Source organism: Achromobacter sp. Bel, from assembly GCF_012928505.1.
In the GTDB taxonomy this organism is placed as follows: Bacteria; Pseudomonadota; Gammaproteobacteria; order Burkholderiales; family Burkholderiaceae_B; genus Achromobacter.
Genome location: NZ_JABBJN010000054.1, coordinates 19,367 through 39,779, shown reverse-complemented (window position 1 = coordinate 39,779; position 20,413 = coordinate 19,367). Strand labels below are relative to the sequence as shown.

17 protein-coding genes are annotated in these 20,413 nt (G+C 67.3%); 9 read left to right on the top strand and 8 right to left on the bottom strand.

What is annotated here, in order from left to right; genetic code table 11:
* The 7 genes from HG262_RS25220 to HG262_RS25190 all read left to right on the top strand — a co-directional run.
* Positions 1–1,486 (top strand): 3-hydroxyacyl-CoA dehydrogenase (locus HG262_RS25220; RefSeq protein ID WP_169273620.1); only part of this gene is annotated, 1,486 nt, incomplete at its 5' end.
* A gap of 56 nt (positions 1,487–1,542) precedes the next feature.
* Positions 1,543–2,724 carry an acetyl-CoA C-acyltransferase gene (locus tag HG262_RS25215; RefSeq protein ID WP_169273619.1) on the top strand — a complete coding sequence of 394 codons (1,182 nt, stop codon included), beginning with the start codon at positions 1,543–1,545 and terminating at the stop codon, positions 2,722–2,724.
* An 8-nt stretch (positions 2,725–2,732) separates the two neighbouring features.
* The gene (locus HG262_RS25210) at positions 2,733–3,929 is read left to right on the top strand and encodes an acyl-CoA dehydrogenase family protein (RefSeq protein WP_169273618.1); all 1,197 of its coding nucleotides are present in this window, start codon (positions 2,733–2,735) and stop codon (positions 3,927–3,929) included.
* Between the two features lie 9 nt (positions 3,930–3,938).
* A complete protein-coding gene (locus HG262_RS25205; RefSeq protein WP_169273617.1) occupies positions 3,939–5,072 on the top strand; it encodes an acyl-CoA dehydrogenase in 1,134 nt (377 codons plus the stop codon).
* A gap of 17 nt (positions 5,073–5,089) precedes the next feature.
* Positions 5,090–7,021, top strand: a complete 1,932-nt coding sequence (locus HG262_RS25200; RefSeq protein WP_169273616.1) for an acyl-CoA synthetase — start codon at positions 5,090–5,092, stop codon at positions 7,019–7,021.
* Positions 7,022–7,078: 57 nt separating this feature from the next.
* On the top strand, positions 7,079–8,065 hold the full coding sequence (locus tag HG262_RS25195) for a tripartite tricarboxylate transporter substrate binding protein (RefSeq protein ID WP_169273615.1): 987 nt from the start codon (positions 7,079–7,081) through the stop codon (positions 8,063–8,065).
* Between the two features lie 196 nt (positions 8,066–8,261).
* Entirely contained in the window at positions 8,262–8,948 is a 687-nt protein-coding gene (locus HG262_RS25190) for a GntR family transcriptional regulator (protein ID WP_169273614.1), read from the top strand.
* On the opposite strand, the gene HG262_RS25185 is transcribed toward HG262_RS25190, so the two are convergent.
* The gene (locus tag HG262_RS25185; RefSeq protein WP_169273613.1) at positions 8,945–9,820 is read right to left on the bottom strand and encodes a LysR family transcriptional regulator; all 876 of its coding nucleotides are present in this window, start codon (positions 9,818–9,820) and stop codon (positions 8,945–8,947) included. The two genes, HG262_RS25190 and HG262_RS25185, sit on opposite strands and share 4 nt — an antisense overlap.
* Positions 9,821–9,960: 140 nt before the next feature.
* Here HG262_RS25185 and HG262_RS25180 point away from each other — a divergent pair, with 140 nt between their 5' ends.
* Positions 9,961–11,481 carry an MFS transporter gene (locus HG262_RS25180; RefSeq protein WP_169273612.1) on the top strand — a complete coding sequence of 507 codons (1,521 nt, stop codon included), beginning with the start codon at positions 9,961–9,963 and terminating at the stop codon, positions 11,479–11,481.
* Between the two features lie 56 nt (positions 11,482–11,537).
* Here the strand turns inward: HG262_RS25180 and HG262_RS25175 are convergent, their stop codons facing one another.
* Positions 11,538–12,821, bottom strand: coding sequence for a cystathionine gamma-synthase family protein (locus HG262_RS25175; RefSeq protein WP_169273611.1), 1,284 nt, complete (start codon positions 12,819–12,821; stop codon positions 11,538–11,540).
* A 179-nt stretch (positions 12,822–13,000) separates the two neighbouring features.
* On the opposite strand from HG262_RS25175, the gene HG262_RS25170 reads away from it, so the two are divergent.
* On the top strand, positions 13,001–13,480 hold the full coding sequence (locus HG262_RS25170; RefSeq protein ID WP_169273610.1) for an Lrp/AsnC family transcriptional regulator: 480 nt from the start codon (positions 13,001–13,003) through the stop codon (positions 13,478–13,480).
* 79 nt (positions 13,481–13,559) lie between these two features.
* Here HG262_RS25170 and HG262_RS25165 read toward each other — a convergent pair whose 3' ends face one another.
* From HG262_RS25165 to HG262_RS25140, 6 genes are read right to left on the bottom strand one after another with little or no spacing between them, the layout of a single operon-like run.
* A complete protein-coding gene (locus tag HG262_RS25165) occupies positions 13,560–14,588 on the bottom strand; it encodes a PleD family two-component system response regulator (protein ID WP_169273609.1) in 1,029 nt (342 codons plus the stop codon).
* A gap of 34 nt (positions 14,589–14,622) precedes the next feature.
* On the bottom strand, positions 14,623–15,633 hold the full coding sequence (locus HG262_RS25160) for a chemotaxis response regulator protein-glutamate methylesterase (protein WP_169273608.1): 1,011 nt from the start codon (positions 15,631–15,633) through the stop codon (positions 14,623–14,625).
* Positions 15,630–17,942 (bottom strand): hybrid sensor histidine kinase/response regulator, encoded by a 2,313-nt coding sequence (locus tag HG262_RS25155; RefSeq protein WP_169273607.1) that lies wholly within the window; start codon positions 17,940–17,942, stop codon positions 15,630–15,632. Before HG262_RS25155 ends, HG262_RS25160 begins: the two co-directional genes overlap by 4 nt.
* Positions 17,939–18,598, bottom strand: coding sequence for a chemotaxis protein CheW (locus HG262_RS25150; RefSeq protein WP_169273606.1), 660 nt, complete (start codon positions 18,596–18,598; stop codon positions 17,939–17,941). The genes HG262_RS25155 and HG262_RS25150 overlap by 4 nt, the downstream gene beginning before the upstream one ends.
* On the bottom strand, positions 18,591–19,868 hold the full coding sequence (locus HG262_RS25145; RefSeq protein WP_169273605.1) for a CheR family methyltransferase: 1,278 nt from the start codon (positions 19,866–19,868) through the stop codon (positions 18,591–18,593). The genes HG262_RS25150 and HG262_RS25145 overlap by 8 nt, the downstream gene beginning before the upstream one ends.
* On the bottom strand, positions 19,865–20,407 hold the full coding sequence (locus tag HG262_RS25140; protein ID WP_169273604.1) for a chemotaxis protein CheW: 543 nt from the start codon (positions 20,405–20,407) through the stop codon (positions 19,865–19,867). Before HG262_RS25140 ends, HG262_RS25145 begins: the two co-directional genes overlap by 4 nt.
* Positions 20,408–20,413 lie beyond the last annotated feature (6 nt).

Below are 20,413 nucleotides of genomic sequence, written 5' to 3'. Positions count from 1 at the left end.
CGACAAGGCCGCGGCACTGACTGAAGCATCCGCTGCCGCCGAGCAGGTCGCCAAGACGTTGCGCGGCCTGTACTCGCCCGCGAAGATCGTCGAGGCCGTGCGCGCCGCCATCGAACAACCTTTCGACGAGGGCCTGCGCACCGAACGCGCCCTGTTCCTGCAATGCCTGGAAAGCCCGCAGCGCGCCGGGCTGGTGCACGCCTTTTTCGCGGAGCGCGAAACCGCCAAGATCCCTGAATTGAAAGAAGCGCGGCCCCGCCGGCTGGAGGAAGTCGGCGTGGTGGGCGGCGGCACGATGGGCGCGGGCATCGCCGTGTCGGTGCTGGATGCCGGCCTGCCGGTCGTGATGGTCGAACAGGACGAGGCCGCGCTGGAACGCGGCCGCGCGCGCGTGGCCCAGGTATACGACCTGCTGGTCAAGAAAGGCCGCATCACGCCCGACGAGCGCGACGGCCGGATGGCGCGCTTCACAGGCGCGACCACCTATGACGCGCTGGGCGACGCCGACCTGATCATCGAAGCCGTGTTCGAGGACATGGACGTCAAGCTTGCCGTCTTCGCCCAACTGGACCGCGTGGCCAAGCCCGGTGCCGTGCTGGCCACGAACACCTCGTACCTGGACGTGAACCGCATCGCCTCGGCCACGCGCGGGCCGGCCGATGTGCTGGGGCTGCACTTCTTTTCCCCCGCCAACATCATGAAACTGCTGGAAATCGTGGTGGGCGATCAGACGGCGGCGGACACCGTGGCCACCGGGTTCGAACTGGCGCGGCGGTTGCGCAAGACGCCGGTGCGCGCCGGCGTGTGCGACGGCTTCATCGGCAACCGCATCCTGGCCGTGCACCGCCAGGCGGCCGACATGATGATGGAAGACGGCGCATCGCCTTACGACATCGACGCGGCAGTACGCGAATTCGGCTATCCGATGGGGCCCTACCAGATGGCGGACCTGGCCGGCGGCGACATCGGCTGGGCGACCCGCAAGCGCCGCGCCGCCACGCGCGATCCGGCGCTACGCTATGTGCAGATCCCCGACCGCCTGTGCGAACGCGGCTGGTTCGGTCAAAAGACGGGGCGCGGCTTCTACCTGTATCCCGACGGCGCCCGCGTCGGCACGCCCGACCCCGAGGTGCTGGCCATCATCGACGAAGAACGCCGCCGCGCCGGCGTCGCGCCGCGCCCGTTCTCGCGTGAAGACATCCAGCGCCGCTATCTGGCCGCCATGATCAACGAAGCGGCCAACGTGTTGCATCAGGGCATCGCGCTACGGCCGTCGGACGTCGATGTGGTGTTCCTGTCCGGCTACGGCTTCCCGCGCTACCGCGGCGGCCCCATGCATTACGCCGACAGTGTGGGCCTGGACCAGGTGCTGGCCGACATCCGCAGCTACGCCCGCGAAGACCCCGCGTTCTGGAAGCCGTCGCCGCTGCTCGTGCAGCTGGTCGAGTCCGGCCGCAATTTCGCCAGCCTGAACCAGGCTGGCTAAGCCGCGGATTCCGCTTCCCCCGCTTTCGATCCGACCTCATTCCACAGGAACCTCCCATGCGCGAAGCCGTTATCGTCTCTACCGCCCGCACCCCCATCACCAAGGCGGGGCGCGGTGAATTCAACCTGATCGCCGGCCCCACACTGGCGGCCCACGCGGTACGCGCCGCGGTCGACCGCGCCGGCATCGACCCCGCGCTGATCGAAGACGCCTTCATCGGCTGCGGCTATCCCGAAGGCGCCACGGGCCGCAACATCGGCCGCCAGGCGGTGATCCGCGCCGGCCTGCCCGTCAGCGTTGGCGGCGCCACCGTCAACCGCTATTGCGCATCGGGCTTGCAAGCCATCGCCTCGGCCGCCGGCCGCATCGTGACCGATGGCGCGCCCGCCGCGATCGCGGGTGGCGTGGAACTCGTGTCGCAGATCCGCACCCGTGACGACGGCGTCAGTGGCATGGACCCGTGGATCGTGGCCAACAAGCCCGAGCTCTACCTGCCCATGATCGAAACCGCCGACATCGTGGCAGCCCGCTACGGCATCAGCCGCGAAGCCCAGGACCGCTTCGCCGCGCAAAGCCATGCGCGCACCGAAGCCGCCCAGGCCGCCGGCCGCTACCGCGAAGAAATCGTCGCCGTCACCACCACCATGTCCGTCACCGACCGCGCCACCGGCGCCGTCAGCGAGCGTGAAGTGACGGTGGACAAAGACACCTGCAACCGTCCGGGCACCACCTACGAAGCCCTGGCAGGGCTTGCACCCGTGCGCGGCGACGGCCAGTTCGTCACCGCCGGCAACGCGTCGCAGTTGTCCGACGGCGCGGCGGCCTGCGTGCTGATGGAAGCAGGCGACGCGCAACGCGCCGGCATCCGCCCCCTGGGCGCGTTCCGTGGCCTGGCCATCGCCGGTTGTGAACCCGACGAAATGGGCATCGGCCCCGTCTACGCCGTGCCTAAGCTGCTGGCGCGCCACGGCCTGAAGGTGCAGGACATCGACCTCTGGGAACTGAACGAAGCCTTCGCGTCGCAAGCGCTGTACTGCCAGGAAAAGCTGGGCATCCCCATGGACCGCCTGAACGTGGACGGCGGCTCCATCGCATTGGGCCACCCGTTCGGCGTCACCGGCGCACGTCTGGCCGGCCATGTGCTGATCGAAGGCCGCCGCCGCGGCGCCCGCTATGCCGTCGTCACGATGTGCATCGGCGGCGGCATGGGCGCGGCAGGCCTGTTTGAAATCTATTAAGGACCGACATGGACCTGGAATTCACCCCCGAAGAAAACGCCTTCCGCGACGACGTCCGCGCATTCCTGGCGGCCAAACTGCCCCAACGCCTGTCCGACAAGGTCGGCCAGGGCAAGCTGCTGGCGCGCGCCGACATGGTCGAATGGCACGCCATCCTGAACCAGCAAGGCTGGCTCGCCAGCCACTGGCCGGTGGAATACGGCGGCACCGGCTGGAGCGCCACGCAGAAATTCATCTTCGACAATGAATGCGCGTTGGCGGCGGCGCCCCGCATCGTGCCCTTCGGGCTGAGCATGCTGGGGCCCGTGCTGATCAAGTACGGCACCGACGCACAGCGCCGGTACTGGCTGCCGCGCATCCTGGATGGCAGCGATTGGTGGTGCCAGGGCTACTCCGAACCGGGAGCGGGCTCGGACCTGGCTTCCGTCAAGACGACCGCCGTCCGCGACGGCGACAGCTACATCGTCAACGGCCAGAAGACCTGGACCACGCTGGGCCAGTACGCCAACATGATCTTCTGCCTGGTGCGCACCTCGCAGGAAGGCCGCCGCCAGGAAGGCATCAGCTTCCTGCTGGTCGACATGAACAGCCCCGGCGTCGAAGTGCGCCCCATCATCACGCTGGACGGCGAGCACGAAGTCAACGAAGTGTTCTTCTCGGACGTGCGTGTGCCCGTCGAAAACCTGGTGGGCGAAGAGAACCGCGGCTGGACCTGCGCCAAGTACCTGCTGACCTACGAACGCACCAACATCGCCGGCGTGGGCCAATCCGCCGCGGCGCTGGAACGCCTGAAAGCCGTGGCCGCCCGCCAGAAGAAGCACGGCCGCCCGCTGGCCGAGGACCCGGATTTCGCCGCCCGCCTGGCGCGCGTCGAAATCGAACTGGCCAACATGCGCACCACCAACCTGCGCGTCGTGGCGGCCGTGGCCGGCGGCGGCGCGCCGGGCGCCGAGAGCTCGATGCTGAAGATCCGCGGCACGCAGATCCGGCAAGAGATCACCGCGTTGAACCGTCGCGCCATGGGCCCCTATGCGCGCCCGTTCGTACCCGAGGCGCTGCATGACGGCTATGACGCCCCGCCCATCGGGCCGGAAGGCGCCGACAGCGCCGCGGCGCAGTACTTCAACAACCGCAAGCTGTCGATTTTCGGCGGCTCCAATGAAATCCAGAAGAACATCATCTCGAAGATGATCCTGGGACTGTAAGGGCCGGCCATGAATTTTGAACACACTGAAGACCGGCGCATGCTGTCCGACATGCTGCGCCGCTTTGTCGCCGAGCAGTACGACTTCACCACCCGCGAACGCCACGCGCAATCGGCGCAGGGCTACAGCGTGGATTTCTGGCGCCGCTACGCCGAACTGGGCGCCATCGGCGCGCTGTTCTCCGAAGCCGACGGCGGCCTGGGCGGCGCCGGATTCGATATATCGGTGGTCTTTGAAGCACTGGGCCGCGGACTGGTCGTGGAACCCTTCCTGGACGCGCTGATGGTGGGCAGCGCCATCGCCGCAGCCGGCGCGCCGGCGCAACGCGAGGCGCTGGACGGCCTGATCGCGGGCGCCATCACCGCCGCGCTGGCGCACGCCGAGCCGGAATCGGGCTATGACCTGGCGCAGGTGCGCACCCGCGCAGAACGCGCGGGCGCCGGCTGGGTGCTCAACGGCGCCAAGGCGGTCGTGACGGCGGGCGAACACGCGGACCTGTTCCTGGTGTCGGCCCGCACGGCGGGCGCGGAAGACGACGAGGCCGGCATCAGCCTGTTCCTGGTCAGCGCCGGCACGCCCGGCCTGTCGGTGCGCGGCTACGGCCTGATCGACGGGGGACGCGCTGCCGAGGTCGGCCTGGACAACGTGCAACTCGCACCGGAGGCGCTGCTGGGCGAAGCCGGCGCGGGCTTTACGCTGCTGGAAGGCGCCACGGGCCGCGGCATCCTGGCGTTATGCGCGGAAGCCGTAGGCGCGATGGAATGCGCCCGCGACGCCACGCTGGAATACCTGCGCACGCGCCGCCAGTTCGGCACACCCATCGGCAGCTTCCAGGCCCTGCAGCACCGCATGGCGGACGTGCTGCTGGAAATCGAACAGGCGCGCTCGGCCGTGATCAATGCCGCCGCCGCGCTCGACCACCCCGACCGCGCCTTCCGCGAACGCGCGCTGTCCGCCGCCAAATACACCATCGGCCGCATTGGGACGCTGGTGGCTGAAGAGAGCATCCAGTTGCATGGCGGTATCGGCATGACCTGGGAACTGCCGCTGGCGCACTACGCCAAGCGCCTGGTGATGATCGACCACCAGTTGGGCGACGAAGACCACCACCTGCGCCGCTACATCGCGCTGGGGCAGGCTTGAACAGAGGACGCCAGGACATGACGCAGGCTTATACCGCCCCGCCCTTGTCGCGCCCCTTCGCGGCGCCATTTCCCGTGCGCAGCGCCGCCGACGTGCAACGGCTGCAATCGCGGCCGCTGGCCGAAACGCTGACGGTGCAAAGCACCTACGAGCTCTTCCGCAATTCGGCCGCAGCCTTCGGCGACAAGACCGCGCTGACCTTCCTGCGCACAGCCGACCCGGACGACGAGGCGGTGCGCTGGAGCTATCGGGAACTGCTGGCCGGCATTCACCAGACCGCCAACCTGCTGCATGACCTGGGTGTGCGCGCGGGCGACGCGGTCGGCGTGATGCTGCCCGGCTGCCTGGAATACCATCTGGCGTTGTGGGGCAGCGAGGCCGCCGGCATCGTCCAGCCGCTGAATCCGTTGCTGACCGAAGACAAGCTGGCCTCCCTGATGACGACGGCCCGTGCCAAGGTGCTGATCGCCTATGGTTCCGACGCCGAATGCGGCACCTGGTCCAAGGCCCTGCGGCTGCGCGAACGCGTCCCCACGCTGCGGACGCTGCTGCGCGTGGCGCCGCTGGACGAACCCCTGTCGGCCCGCCCCGCCCTGCCCGACCATGCGCTGGACTTCAATGCCAACCGCTCGGCGCAACCCGACGACCGCCTGCTGAGCGAACGCGTGATCCGCGCCAGCGACGTCGCGGCGTACTTCCACACGGGCGGCACTACGGGCGCGCCCAAGCTGGCCATCCACACGCATGCCAACCAGGTCTTCACCGCCTGGGCCGCCGTGCAGTTGCAGAACGCCGGGCCGGGCGACGTGGTCATCAACGGCTACCCGCTGTTCCACGTGGCGGGCGTGCTGCCGGCCTCGCTGGCCGCCCTGTCGGCCGGCGTGGAAACCGTCATCCCCACCACGATGCTGCTGCGCAACCGCGACGTGTTGCGCAACTACTGGCGGCTGGTGGAGAAGCACCGCGCCACCTCGCTACAGGGCGTGCCGACTATCCTGGCCGCGCTGGCGGAGGTGCCGCTGGATGGCGCGGATATCTCGTCGCTGCGCTATTGCCGCACCGGCGCGGCGCCGCTGCCCGCCGAGCTTGCCGCGCGCTTCAAGCGCCTGTTCGGGCTGCATGTGAACGAAAGCCTGGGCATGACCGAAATGGCCGGTATTTCGTCCATCACGCCGCCGGGCTCGGAGTTCCCCGTGAACTGCGTGGGGTTCCCGCTGCCGTATGTGCAGGTGCGGATCGTGGGCCTGGACGTCCCATCGGGCCAGGCGGCGCGCGACCTGCCCGTGGGCACGGCCGGCATGGTGCTGTTCAAGGCGCCCAACGTGATCCCCGGTTTCCTCGACCCCGAAGACACGGCACGGGCCTTCACCGAAGACGGCTGGCTGATCAGCGGCGACGTGGGGTTCATGGACGAACAGGGCCGGCTGCATCTGCAGGGCCGCGCCAAGGACCTGATCATCCGCGGCGGCCACAATATCGACCCCAAGACCATCGAAGACGCGTTGGCCACGCACCCCGCAGTGCACCTGTGCGCCGCGGTCGGCGCCCCGGACGCCTACGCGGGCGAACTGCCCGTGGCCTTCGTGACCCTCGCCGACGGCGCCCAGGCGACCGAAGCCGAACTTGTCGCCTATGCCGCCGCGCATGTCGACGAAGGGCCGGCGCGGCCCAAGCGCGTCATCGTGCTGGATGCCATGCCCATGACCAACGTGGGCAAGATCTACAAACCCGATTTGCGTCGCCTGGCCACTGCCGTGTCGGTAGAGGCCGTGGTGGCGCGAACCTTGCAAGCGGCTGGCCTGACGGAAGACGGCAAGATCTTCCGCGTGCTGGCCGATGCGCAACCGGACGTCGCCGTCGAAGCGGCGCCCGGCACGCCCGCGCCGCTGAAGGAGCAACTGCGCGACGCCTTGGCGCGACTGCCGGTGAAAGTCGCCCTGCGCGACTGATCCGACGCCGCCCCACGCACCATCACAAGCCATAACAACATCACTGGAGACAACCCCATGCTCAAGAAGCCTCTGCGACGCGCCTGCCTGGGCGCCCTGCTGTTCGCCGCCGCCGGCGCCGCGCTGCCGCTTGCCGCTAGCGCGGAATCCGCGTTCCCCAGCAAGCCGATCACGCTGATCGTGCCGTTCCCGGCCGGCGGCTCCACCGACCGCCACCTGCGCATCGTGGCGCAGGACGCCTCGAAGTACCTGGGGCAGCCCGTCATCGTCGAGAACCGCCCGGGCGCCGGCGGCACGCTGGGTACCGCCACGATGGCCCGCACCGCCAAGCCCGACGGCTACACGATCAGCCTGTACACGCTGGCGATGCTGCGCATGCCCTATATGCAGAAAAGCAGCTGGGATCCCATCAACGACTTCAGCTTCATCATCGGCCTGTCGGGCTATACCTTCGGCTTCACGGTGCGTTCGGATTCGCCGTACAAGACGTTCAACGAATACATCGAGGCGGCCCGCCAGAACCCCGGCAAGATCGATTACGGCTCCACCGGCATCGGCTCGTCGCCGCATCTGCTGATCGAGGAAATCGCCATCAACGCCAAGGTCAAGCTGAACCACGTGCCCTTCAAGGGCAATGCCGACATGCAGCAGGCGCTGCTGGGCGGCCACGTCATGGCGCAAAGCGACGCCACGGGGTGGGACCAGTTCGTGGACGCCGGCAAAATGCGGCTGCTGGTGACCTTCGGCGACAAGCGCACCACCCGCTGGCCCGATGTGCCCACGGCGCAGGAGCTGGGCTACAAGGTCGTGTCCACCTCGCCCTACGGCCTGGCCGGCCCCAAGGGCATGGACCCCGCCGTCGTGAAGACGCTGCATGACGCGTTCAAGAAGGCCCTGTTCGACCCGGCCAGCGTCGAGGTCATGAAGCAGCTGAACCAGGAACCGGCCTACCGCAATAGCCAGGACTACAAGGATTGGGCCCAGGCCACCTACATTAAGGAAAAGGACCTGATCGAGTACCTGGGGCTGATGGCCAAAAACTGACGCGCCCCACGCGACTTCAGTTGCCCGCTGCTTCCTGAATGACCGGGAAGCAGCGTTTCCACGCGCTGAAAGGGAAAAATCCGGCCAGGATTGCATGCCATTTTTGTATTCAAAAAATGTCTGCCTTTCCTGTTCGGCTTTTTGATAGACTGGCTGCCCGATGGTTTTTCCCTCCCGGCAGCCCCTGCCGCGCCCCATGACCCAGGAAGTCCAGCCAGATCCCAGCGCCGACGATATCGCCCGCGAAGTGGCCGCCGCCATCGTGGCGCACAAGCTGCCGCCCGGCACCCGGCTGCGCGAAGAAGCGCTGGCGCGTGTCTACAAGGTCAGCCGCACCAAGATCCGAGCAGCGCTGCTGATGCTGTCCAAAGACAAGCTGATCAACATCGTGCCCGACAAGGGCGCCTTCGTCAGCAAGCCAGACGCGAACGAGGCCCGCGAGGTCTACGCCGTGCGCCGCATCCTCGAGGCCGCGCTGGCCAAGGAATTCGTGGCCACCGCCACTGCCGCCGACTACCGCCGCATCGACGCCCATCTGGCCGAAGAGCGCCGGGCGCTGGAAAGCGGTGACGTGCAGAAGCGTAACTATCTGCTGGGCCATTTCCATATCCTGCTGGCCGAGGCCGTGGGCAATTCGGTGTTGACGGGCATGCTGCGCGAGCTCTCCGCGCGTAGCGCCGTGATCACGGTGCTGTATCAAAGTTCGCACGACGCCAGTTGCTCGTCGCAAGAACACCACGCCTTCATCGAGGCCGCCCGCGCGGGCGATGCCGAACGGGCCTGCGCGCTGATGGACGAACACCTGGAGCACGTCCAGACAGCGCTGAACTTCACGGACGACGTCCAGGCAGGCGGCGACCTGGTCACCGCCCTGCTCAGCTAGGTCCCCGCCCCCAATAGTTGGCCCATGCGCTGCTGCAGCCAGGTTTCGGTGGCGGTGAGCGATGCGCCTTGCAGCCATAAGGTCCGCACGGACAGCATCGGCAAAGACAGGCCCACGCACGGCACGCGCGCGAGCGTCGTGCGAAAGCTCTCGTATTCCGCGATGTTCAATGGCAGGATCGCCCAGCCCAGACCGTCCGCCACCATGCCGGCGATGCTATAGAAGCTGTCGGTGCGCCACACGGCCGGACTCAGCACCACGTCGTCCACCCCCTCCATCTGCATGACCAGTTGCCGATAGCGCGCCAGATCGCTGCGCGTCACCTCGGCCAGCGCCGCCAGCGGGTGCCCCGACGCCACGAAGATGGCCTGCTCCACATTGCCCAGATAGCGGTGCGCGAAGGCGCTGCCGGGATCACCCCGGTCAAAGTGGAAGGCGATGCTGGCGCGGCCTTGCCGCACGTAGTCCGCCACCTCGGTCGCCGTGCCATTCAACTGCGTCAGTTCCAGCGCCGGAAAGCGCGCGGCAAGCTCAAGCACCAGTGCGCCCAGCACCTGATACGGCAAGGCTTCGTCCAGCGCGATGGACAGCCGCGCGTCCTGCCCCGCGGCGAACGACAACGCGCGCTGGTCCAGGCCGCTTGCCTGACGTAGCAGTTCGCGGGCTTCTTGCAGCATCACTTCGCCCACGGGAGTCAGCGTGGCATTACGCCGAGACCGGTCGAACAGTTCCACGCCCAGGTCCGCTTCCAGCAGCCCGACCGAGGTGCTGACGGCGGACTGGGCGCGGCCCAGCCCGCGTGCCGCGGCGGAAAACGAGCCGGCGTCCGCCGCCGCGACGAATTGGCGGAGTTGATCCAGGGTCCATTGCATGGCGCCTCCTTATATCCATCTATTTTATAGATGGAATCAAACTTCTTTTGGCAAATATACAGATGGATAATGCCCGACTTGAAGCCGGCGCCACGCATTGGCGGCCGCCCGGCTTGCAGTTGCCTCACAGGAGTAGAACCATGCAGCGGATTCATTCGAACGCTGTCGCCACGGCCGATCCGCGCCGTTGGCTGGTGCTGGCCATCGTGTCCATCGCCTTGCTGTTGATCGTTGTGGACATGACGGTGCTGTACACCGCATTGCCCCGGCTCACGCATGACCTCGGCGTCAGCGCGTCGGCCAAACTATGGATCGTGAACGTCTACGCGCTGGTCGTATCCGGCCTGCTGCTGGGCATGGGCACCCTGGGCGACCGGCTGGGGCACAAGCGCCTGTTCATGATGGGCCTGGCCGTCTTCGGCGTGGCCTCCCTGGCCGCCGCCTATTCGCCCGCCGCCCCCGCCTTGATCGCGGCGCGCGTGCTGTTGGCGGTGGGCGCCGCCATGATGATGCCGGCCACGCTGTCCATCATCCGCCTCACCTTCGCTGACGAACGCGAACGCGCGGTCGCCATCGGAATCTGGGCCTCGGTCGCTTCCGGTGGCGCAGCGCTGGGCCCCGTCGTGGGCGGCGTGCTGCTGGAGCATTTCTGGTGGGGCTCGGTGTTCCTGATCAACGTGCCGATCGTGTTGCTGGCGTTGCCGCTGGCCTGGCGCTGCATTCCCGCCAGCCGGCCCAGCGCCGCGCGTCCCTGGGACCTGGCCGGTTCGTTGCAAGTCATGGTCGGACTGATCCTTTGCGCCTATGCGCTGAAGGAACTGGGCAAGGCCACCACGTCCTGGCTGCACGCCGGCGTGGCGTGCGTGGCGGGCGTCGCGATGCTGACGGTATTCGTGCGCCGCCAACGCCGCCGCCCGTATCCGCTGATCGACTTCGCCATTTTCCGCAATGCCACGTTCAGCTCGGGCGTCGCCGCCGCGCTGTTCGCGGGTGCCGCCTTGTTCGGCATGGAACTGGCGTTCAGCCAACGCTTGCAACTGGTGCTGGGCATGTCGCCGATCGAGGCCGCACTCTACATCCTGCCGCTGCCGATAGCCGCCTTCGTCGCGGGCCCGCTGGCGGGCTGGCTGCTGGCCTACATGCGCGGCCCCCGCCTGATGTTCCTGGCGCTGACCGTCTCGGGCGCCGGCATGGGTGGCTACCTGTGGAGCTATGACGGATCGTTCATCGCGCAGATGACCAGCCTGACCGTGCTGGGCATGGGCATCGGCGCCACGATGACGGCGGCGTCCAGCTCCATCATGCAAAGCGCCACGCCGGAACGCGCGGGCATGGCGGCCTCTATCGAAGAGGTGTCGTACGAGCTGGGCGGCGCCCTGGGCGTGACGCTGCTGGGGTCGATCCTGACTGGCGTCTATGCGCAGACCTTGGACGTGCCCGCCGGCGTGCCGCAGGCCGCAACCGTGCGCGACAGCCTGGACGATGCGCTGATGGTGGCCGAAGGCCTGCCGGCCGATCTGGCGGCGACACTGACAATGGTTGCCAAGTCGGCCTTCGATACCGGCTACGCGGTGGTAATCGCGACCGCCACGGTGATGCTGCTGGCGACCGCCGGGTTCGTGCTGCTGAACCGCCCGCGCCGGCCGGCGCAAACCGCATAGGCGTCTTCAAGCTGCAGGACGGCGCGCGCCAGGCCTGGCCCTGGCGCACGGCCCGGTCAGCGCTTGCGGAAGGCGTTGTCCATGTCCGCGATCAAGTCCTCTTCGTGCTCCAGCCCGATCGAGATGCGGATCAACCCTTCCGACACGCCCGCCGCATCGCGCTCGGCCGCCGGCACGCCCGAATGCGTGGTCGACGCCGGATGGCAGACCAGCGATTCGGTGCCGCCCAGGCTGACCGCCGACTTGAACAGGTGCAGCGCGTTGATGAAGCGGAAGGCGCGCTCGCGCCCGCCGTCCAGCACGAAGGCGAACGTCGACCCCGGCCCGGTGCATTGACGCTTGTAGACCTCTTGATAGGCACGGTCCGTCATCATCTCGGGATGGAAGATCTGCACCTTTTCGTACGGGTTGCCCGCCAGCCACTGCGCCACCTTGGTGGCCGTGCGCGCCGCCTGTTTCATGCGCAGCACCACGGTCTCCATCGACCGCGTGATCATCCAGCACGAATGCGGATCCAGCTGCGAGCCGAACGCGCTGCGGATCGCGCGCACCTTCTTGATCAGGTCCTTCGTGCCCGTGACGGCGCCCGCGACCAGATCGCTATGGCCGCCCACGTACTTCGTCAGCGAATACACGCACAGGTCCACGCCGTGCTCGGCCGGCTTCTGGAAGATCGGACCCAGCAGCGTGTTGTCGCACACCGAGATCGGCCGGTAGCCGTGGCGCGACTCGAACGCGTCCAGCTCGTTCTTCATGGCCTCGAAATCGATCAGCGAATTGGTGGGGTTGGCTGGCGTCTCCACATAGAACACGCGCACCGGCCCCTTGGCCGCGGCGGCTTCCAGCGCGGCGCGCATGTGCTTGGGCGACAAGCCGTCCTGGATCGGATGCGACCCGATGCCCCACTCCGGAAAGATCTTCGCAATCAGTGTCTCGGTGCCGCCATACAGCGGCAGCGATTGCACCAACTGGTCGCCGGGCCGCAGGAAAGCCATCAGCACCGCGCTGATGGCCGCCATGCCGCTTGAGGTCACGGCGGCATCCTCGGAACCGTCCAGCAAGGACAGCCGGTCTTCCACGATTTCCAGGTTGGGATGATTGAATCGGCTGTACACCAGCCCGGCCGATTCGCCCTGCGGCAGCGGCTTGCGCCCGGACACCAGATCGAAAAACGCCGCGCCGTCCTCGGCCGAGCGGAACGCGAACGTGGACGTCAGGAAAACGGGCGGCTTGACCGCCCCTTCCGACAGGAAGGGATCGTAGCCATACGACATCATCTGCGTCTCGGCATGCAGCGGACGGCCAAAAAACTCTTTCTTGTGATAGGTCGAATACGTCATGGTGTGCCTCTTGCTCTGGGGTTCCAGCCGACCGGGCAGGCGCGTTTCGCATTCGAAGACGATAGCGCCGGCTGCCTCGGGATGTCTTGCAGTATGGGCGCAGGCCAACCCAATATTCTTTCCATTTCAGTCACAAGACCGCGATAATAGGAAACGTTATTTCTTACCAGAACCGATTTATGAAAGACAATGCCCTGTTACATCAACTTGACGCGATCGATTGGAAAATCATGAAAATCCTTCAAGAAGATGGCCGCCTGAGCAACGCGGAACTGGCCGAGCGCGTCTCGCTGTCGGCATCGCCTTGCTGGAAACGGTTGAAGCGGCTGGAGACGTCGGGCGTCATCCGCGGGTATCAGGCCATTCTTGACCGCCGCGCGCTGGGGATGGGAGTGGTGGCGTTCGTCAGCATTTCGCTGGAAAACCACACTGAAAAGCTGTGCCACGCGTTCGAGGCAGCCGTGGCCGCCATGCCCGAAGTCCTGGCCTGCCACAACACGACCGGCCAGCACGACTACCTGCTGCACATCGTGGCGCGGGACTTCGACGCCTATTCCGAATTCGTGCGCAACCGCCTGCGGACGCTTCCCGGCGTGAAGGAACTGCTAAGCACGCTGTCGATGCATGAAGTGAAGTCGTCGACCAAACTGCATCTGTAGACCGCGCGGGTCCGGCGGCAGCTTTACCGGCGCAACGCGCCGCCGCGCGAGCCGGTCCTGGCCGTGCTGGGCTGGCGGCCTACTCCGCCGCAGGCGGCATCTGGCCTGGCACGACGCGGTTGCGTCCCTGGCGCTTGGCCTGGTACAGCCCGCGGTCGGCCACCAGGATCAGGTCGGTGCACGGCTGGTCGCCGGTCGGCACCGCCGTGGCGGTGCCGATGCTGACCGTCAGCCAGGGGCCCGAACCCGTGTCTTTCTGTGGAATCTGCATGGCTTCCACGGCACGCCGCAGCTTCTCGGCGGCCAGCCTCGCGCTGCCCGCGGGCGTGCCCGGCAGCACCAGCGCGAACTCTTCCCCGCCAAAGCGCGCCGCCAGGTCGGTAGACCGGTCGCAGCTGGCGAAAATGGTGTTGGCCACGCGCTTGAGCGCTTCGTCGCCCGCGATGTGGCCGTAGGTGTCGTTGTAGGACTTGAAGTGGTCCACGTCGATCATCAACATGCTGATCTCGCGGCCGTCGCGGCGCGCGCGCTGCCATTCGGCGTTCAGGTATTCGTCGAAATAACGGCGGTTACCCAGCCCGGTCAAGCCGTCGGAGTTCGTCAGGCGGCGCAGCTCCATATTGCTTTCCAGCAACTGCTGCTGGCTCTGGCGCAAGGCCTGGTAGGCCTCGTCGCGCTGCACCAGCGCCAGATAGGAGCGCGAGTGATAGCGGATCCGCGCCACCAGTTCGATGGAATCGGGCAGCTTCACCAGATAGTCGTTGGCGCCAGCCGCGAAGGCCGCGCTCTTGATCGCCGGATCTTCCTTGGTGGACAGCACGATGATCGGAATATCGCGCGTGACAGGGTGGTTGCGGTACTCCTGCACCAGACTCAGGCCGTCCACGCCCGGCAGCACCAGATCCTGCAGGATGACGGTGGGCCGCGTCTGGATCGCCACCGTCAGCGCCTTGTAGGGGTCAGAGCAATAGTGGAAATCGATATTGCCCTCCGTAGCCAGCGCCCGTCTGATCGCTTCGCCGACCATCACCTGATCGTCGATGAGCAGCACCATCGCCGCGTGCGCATTCAGGTCCGCGGAGGCCGAGCTGTCAATGGGAGGGTGCATAGTGAGTCCTTGATGTCTTGCGATATCGGGCCGCTCAGGCAAACGCCTGGATCAAGCGGGTTGCGATCTGGTTCAATGGCCTGATTTCCATGGCCGCCTGCATGGCGGCGGCCGCCTTCGGCATGCCATACACGGCGCTCGTGGCCTGGTCCTGCGCGATAGTGAGGCATCCGCGTTCGCGCATGGCCTTCAGCCCCCGCGCGCCGTCCTGCCCCATGCCGGTCAGCAACACCCCCACCGCGGTACCGCGCCAATGTTGGGCCACGCTGTGGAAGAACACGTCGATGGAAGGCCGGTACAGGCTTTCCTTCGGGTCTTCGGTGTACCGTAGCGTGCCGTCGGCCAGCAAATGCAGATGGTCGTCGGTGCCTGCCAACAGGATCTGTCCGGGCAGCGGCCGTTCGCCTTCGCGCACCAGCCGCACCGGCAACGGTACCTGATCGTTCAGCCAATCCGCCATTCCCGCCGCGAACGACGCGTCCACATGCTGGACCAGCACGATCCCGGCAGGGAAATCCAGCGGTACGTCGTGCAGCAATTGCGCCAGGGTCGCGGGGCCGCCCGCAGAGGCGCCAATCACCAGCAAGCGCTGCGAAGTCGGCCTGGGCGCGGGCTTGTCCACGGGGGTCAGTGCCGGACGATTGCCGTAGCGGCCGATCAACCAGCCGATATTGCGGATCTTGCGCAGCAGCGGCGCGGCGGCCGTGCGCATATCGGCGTCGCCCACCACCGGCGTATCCACCGCGTCCAGCGCGCCGTAGCCCATCGCGTCGAATACGCGCGCGGTATGGCGGGCCACATCGGCCGTCACCACGACGATGGCGCACGGCGACTCGGCCATGATGCGGCGCGTGGCCTCGACCCCGTCCATCACAGGCATGATCAAGTCCATCAGCACCACGTCGGGCCGGTCGCGGGCGCACTGCGCCACGGCCTGTTCGCCGTCCGACGCCACCCAGGCGACTTCCAGCCCCGGCTCCAGCGCAATCGCGCGCCGCATGGTCTCGACCGCCATTTGCAGATCGTTGACGATCCCGATTCTCACGTGAGTGCCTTTCCGATCAGGTCTTCGACGGCTTCCAGCAGCGCATCGTCGTGGAAGCTGCCCTTGGCCAGATAATAGTCGGCGCCAGCATCCAGCCCGCGCCGCCGGTCCTCTTCACGGTCCTTGTATGACACCACCATCACCGGCAGGCTTTGCAACCTGGCGTCGGCCTTGATGCGGGTCACGAGCTCGATGCCGTCCATGCGGGGCATGTCGACGTCGGTCACGACCAGGTCGAAGTCTTCGCCGCGCAGCATGTTCCAGCCATCCATGCCGTCCACCGCGACCGCGACTTCGAACCCCCGGTTCAGCAGCAACTTGCGTTCCAGCTCGCGCACCGTCAGGGAATCGTCCACCACCAGCACGCGCTTGCGGCGGCGCGGCTGCACGACAGGCCCCCCGCCGTCCACGCGCGTCAGGCGTCCCCCTTCGATCAGCTTCTGGACCGAAAGCAGCATGTCTTCGACATCCAGGATCAATAGCGGCGTACCATCGTCCATCAGGGCGCCCGCCATCACATCCTGCACCTTGCCCAGGCGCGGATCCAGCGGCTGCACCACCAGCGTGCGCTCGCCCACGTAGCGGTCCACGGCGATGCCGTAGAGCTTGTCGTGATCGCCCACGACCACGACGGCCATCGATTCCGCCGCCGGCGCCGGTTCGCCCGCGCGCAGGATCTGGCGCGCCGACACGAGGCCGATCTGCTTGTCCATGAAACGGAAATGTTGATGCCCTTCCAGTTGCTCGATGTCTTCCGAGCGTACCTGCAGGGCATGGCTGACATAGGCCAGCGGAAATGCGTAGATCTCGCCCTGCACTTCCACCAGCAGGCTGCGCACCACCGACAGCGACAACGGCATTTCCAGCACGAAGCGCGTGCCCTGCCCCGTTGTCTGGTGGATGCGCACGGCGCCGCGCAACTGTCTGACCATGGTCTGCACCACGTCCAGGCCCACGCCGCGGCCCGAGATCTCGGTGACTTCACCGCGCGTACTGAACCCCGACAGGAATAGGAACTCCAGCAGCTCGGCCTCGCTCAGCCGGGCCGCCGTCTCCGCATTCGTCAGCTTGCGCTGCACGACTTCGACACGCAGGCGATCCAGCGAAATGCCCGCCCCGTCGTCGCTCAGTTCGATCAGCAGCATGCCGGCCGCGTGGCGTGCCGCCAGCCTGATCAAGCCTTCCGGCGATTTGCCGGCGTCCATGCGATCCATCGGCATTTCGATGCCATGGTCCACCGCGTTGCGCAGCAGATGCATCAGGGGCGCGTCCAGTTTTTCCAGGATGTCGCGGTCCACCTGCGTCGCATCGCCCTCGATCTCCAGCCGCACCTGCTTGCCCAGCGAACGGCCAAGGTCCCGCACCATGCGGGCCATGCCGGCCAGCCCGTCGCCGAAAGGCCGCATCCGGCAGGCCAGCGCCGTGTCGTACAGGCGTTGCGCCAGGTGGCTCATGCGCCAGCCGAACTCATCGACCTCGCTGGTGCGTTGCACGAGTTCGTGCTGGCACTGCCCGACGATGCGCTGGGCGTCGTCCAGCGCGGCCTGGACGCGCGCATCCACCTGCTGGCCGCCCAACGCGGCACGCACGCCGTCCAACGCCTGCACCGCACCGGACTGCAAGCGCCGCAGGCGCAGCATCGACGCGCCGAACGGCCCGATCCAGTGGGATTCCACCAGCGTTTCACTGGACAGTCCCAGCAGTTTGTTCAGCGTATCCGCCGTCACGCGCAGCACGCGCTCGCTTTCGGATATGCCTTGATCCGAACTCCGGCGCACCATCGCTTGCGGCGGCGTGGCGGGCATGGCCGCAGAGGTGGGCAGCGCAGGCGGCGGATCCGCCGGGTCATCATCGGGCCGATGGATCGGGGGCAGGAAGTCCGACGGCCGGGGCGGACGCGGCGGCGCGGCAGGCGCTACGGGCAGTGCGTTGGGCGCATTGCTCAACCGGACGACCAGCTCGTCGATCTCGCCGCCCAGCTCGACGCCCGGCGTGGCCACGCGCTGCAGCAGGTCCGTGCCCATCAGCAAGGCGTCGATATCGGTCGCCTGCAAGCGCAAACGCCCTTCCTGCGCCGCCACCAGACAGTCTTCCATGGCGTGCGCGATGCGCACCGCCGGGTGCAGGTCCACAATGCGGGCCGCCCCTTTCAGCGAATGCGCCGCCCGCATGCAGGCTTCCAGCTGAGCAGCCGAAGTCGGGTCGTGCTCCAGCGCCAGCAGGCCGTTATTCAACACCTGCACCTGGGTGCGGGTCTCGAGTTGGAACAGCTCTAGCAGCGACGCGTCGCGCATCTCGTCCGGATTCACGCCAGACTCCGTTCCAAAGCTTGCATCAGCAGATTCTCGTCCAATACGCCTACGCTGCGCCCACCACAGCGCGCCACGCCGCGCGAATACTTCAGGCTTGCGCCCTCCACGGTCGCCGGCAAGGGCTCCAGCGCCTCCAGATCCACGGCATGAATGCTTTCCACTTCATCCACGGGCAACACCACCGCGCGGCCAGCGCCCCCGAATATCAGCATGCGGGCGGCGGCCCGCTCGCGCGCATCCGCCGTCGCGGCATCCAGATTGAGCAGGCGCGCCAGCGAGACACAGACGGTCAGCGTGCCGCGCATGTTGGTCACCCCCAGCACCGCCGGATCGCGGCGATGCGGCAACGTCAGGACGGGACGCGTGCCGGCCACCTCGTCCAGCACTCGCGTCGGCAAGCCCAGCCATTCCCGACCCAGTCGGAACACGAGCAGCGGCGACAGTCTCGTGCTTTGAACCGCTTCCGGTTCGTGGTCCTGCACGTCCGTTTGCGGCGGAAGGCGGTCCAGGATGCGTTTGGCCGCCTGCGCGTAGACCGGACAATTGCGGCAATGCACATGCCCGGGCAACTGCCCGCAGCTTTTGTCGCCCCGGATGCCGATGCGATTCCAGCAATCGTCGACGTCGGACAGAAGCGCAGTGGATTCACTCACGTCGGGCCTCCTGTCGCGCGGCGCGCGCTTGCAGGCGGCGGGCGCCTTCCACATCGCCCGCCGACGCGATCAGCGCGGCCAGATGCAGTAGCGCTTCGCGGTGGGTCGGGTCCAGGTACAGCGCCTTGCGATAGGCGGCCTGCGCCTCGCGCGCATCGCCCGCCGCGTCCTGCAGCAGGCCCAGCAGATGCAGCCCGTCGGCACTGGCGCCATGGATCTCTAGATGGGCCCGGCACTGGGCCAAGGCATCCTGCACGCGCCCCTGGTCCGCCATCGCCTCGATCTTGCGCAAGGCCGCATCGGCGCTGCCGACGCTTGCGGCAGGCTCGGGTGCCGCCACGGCCGGCGCGATCGCCGCATGCGGCAAAGGCAGTCGTGCCGCAGGCGGTTGCGCGACCGGCCGCCGCGGCGGCGTCCAGGCGTGCACGATCGGCTTGGGCGGCGAGTACGTCTCGACGGGTGGCGGCATGGCCTGTGCCGAAAAGGCAAAAGACCGCGCAATCGGTACAGCGGGCAGGCGGCGCCCCGTCATCAGGCTGGTCTCGGCGGGGCCCACGAAGATCACGCCGTCGCCGCGCGTGAAGCGCCGCAGCACCTGCACCGCGCGCTCTTGCGTGGCCGTGTCGAAATAGATCAGCAAGTTGCGGCAGAAAACGAAATCGTAGGGCGCGGCGCCCAGCAACAGATTGGCGTCGAACAGATTGCCCTGCTGGAAGCGCACCCGTTCCCTGACCATCGTCGACAACTGATACCCGTCGGCCGTCTCGGTAAAGTGGCGATCGCGATAGGCCAGATCGTCGCCCCGGAAGGAATTGCGGCCGTACACGCCGCGTCGGGCGAATTCGACCATGCGCTCGCTGATGTCCACGGCATCCACCTGGAAGCGGGTGGCGGGAACGCCGGCGTCCAGCAAGGCCATGGCGATGGAGTGCGGTTCTTCGCCGCTGGAACACGGCACGCTCAGCACCCGCAGCACGCGGTCGTCGGCCGCGCCCGCCGCAAACAAACGTTCGCATGCCAGCGCGGCCATCGCGGCCTGCGATTCCGGATAGCGGAAAAACCAGGTTTCCGGCACGATCACGGCTTCGATCAACTGCTGCATTTCGGCAGGCGATGCCTGCACCCGCATCAGATAGTCGCTTTCGTCCGCCGCGTTCACCGCGCCCATGCGGTGGCGCACTGCGCGTTCGACCGCGGCTTTGCCGATCGAACCGCTGTCCAACCCCATCTTGCGCTTGAGCAAGGCGCTGAAATCGTCAACCAGGGTCATGGCGACACCTCGCCGTCATGGCTGCCGCCGGCGGCTGGGAACAGCAACGCCCGGACCGGGGCCGGCAAGAGGTCTCCCACATTGACGGCCTGCACCATCCCACGGGCGTCGCTCAGCACCGGCCCCAGATACCGGGCGTCGGCGTTGTCCAGGCCATATGGCCGGAACACCGCCGGGTCGTAGTGCACCGTCTCGGTCGCCTGTTCCAGGATCAGGCCCAGCAAACGGCCTTCCCCGCCCGCATCCGGGCGAAAGCGCACCAGCGCCAGCCGGGTGCTGGTCACCATGACCGCGGCACCGCGGCCGGCCAGTGCGCTCATGTCGATCACCGGCACAGGCACGCCACGGCGGTCCAGCAGGCCGGCCACCCAGGGCGGCGTACCGGGCACCTGCTTTAGCGCGCGCAGGCCCAACACTTCGACCACATCCGCCGCGTCCAGCGCATAGCGGTCTTCGCCGATGCGAAACAGCAGGTACAGCCGCCGCGCCGCGGCAAGCGCCGCGCCGGGCTCGGACGAAGAAGGGGCCAGCGCTGCCATGGCGGG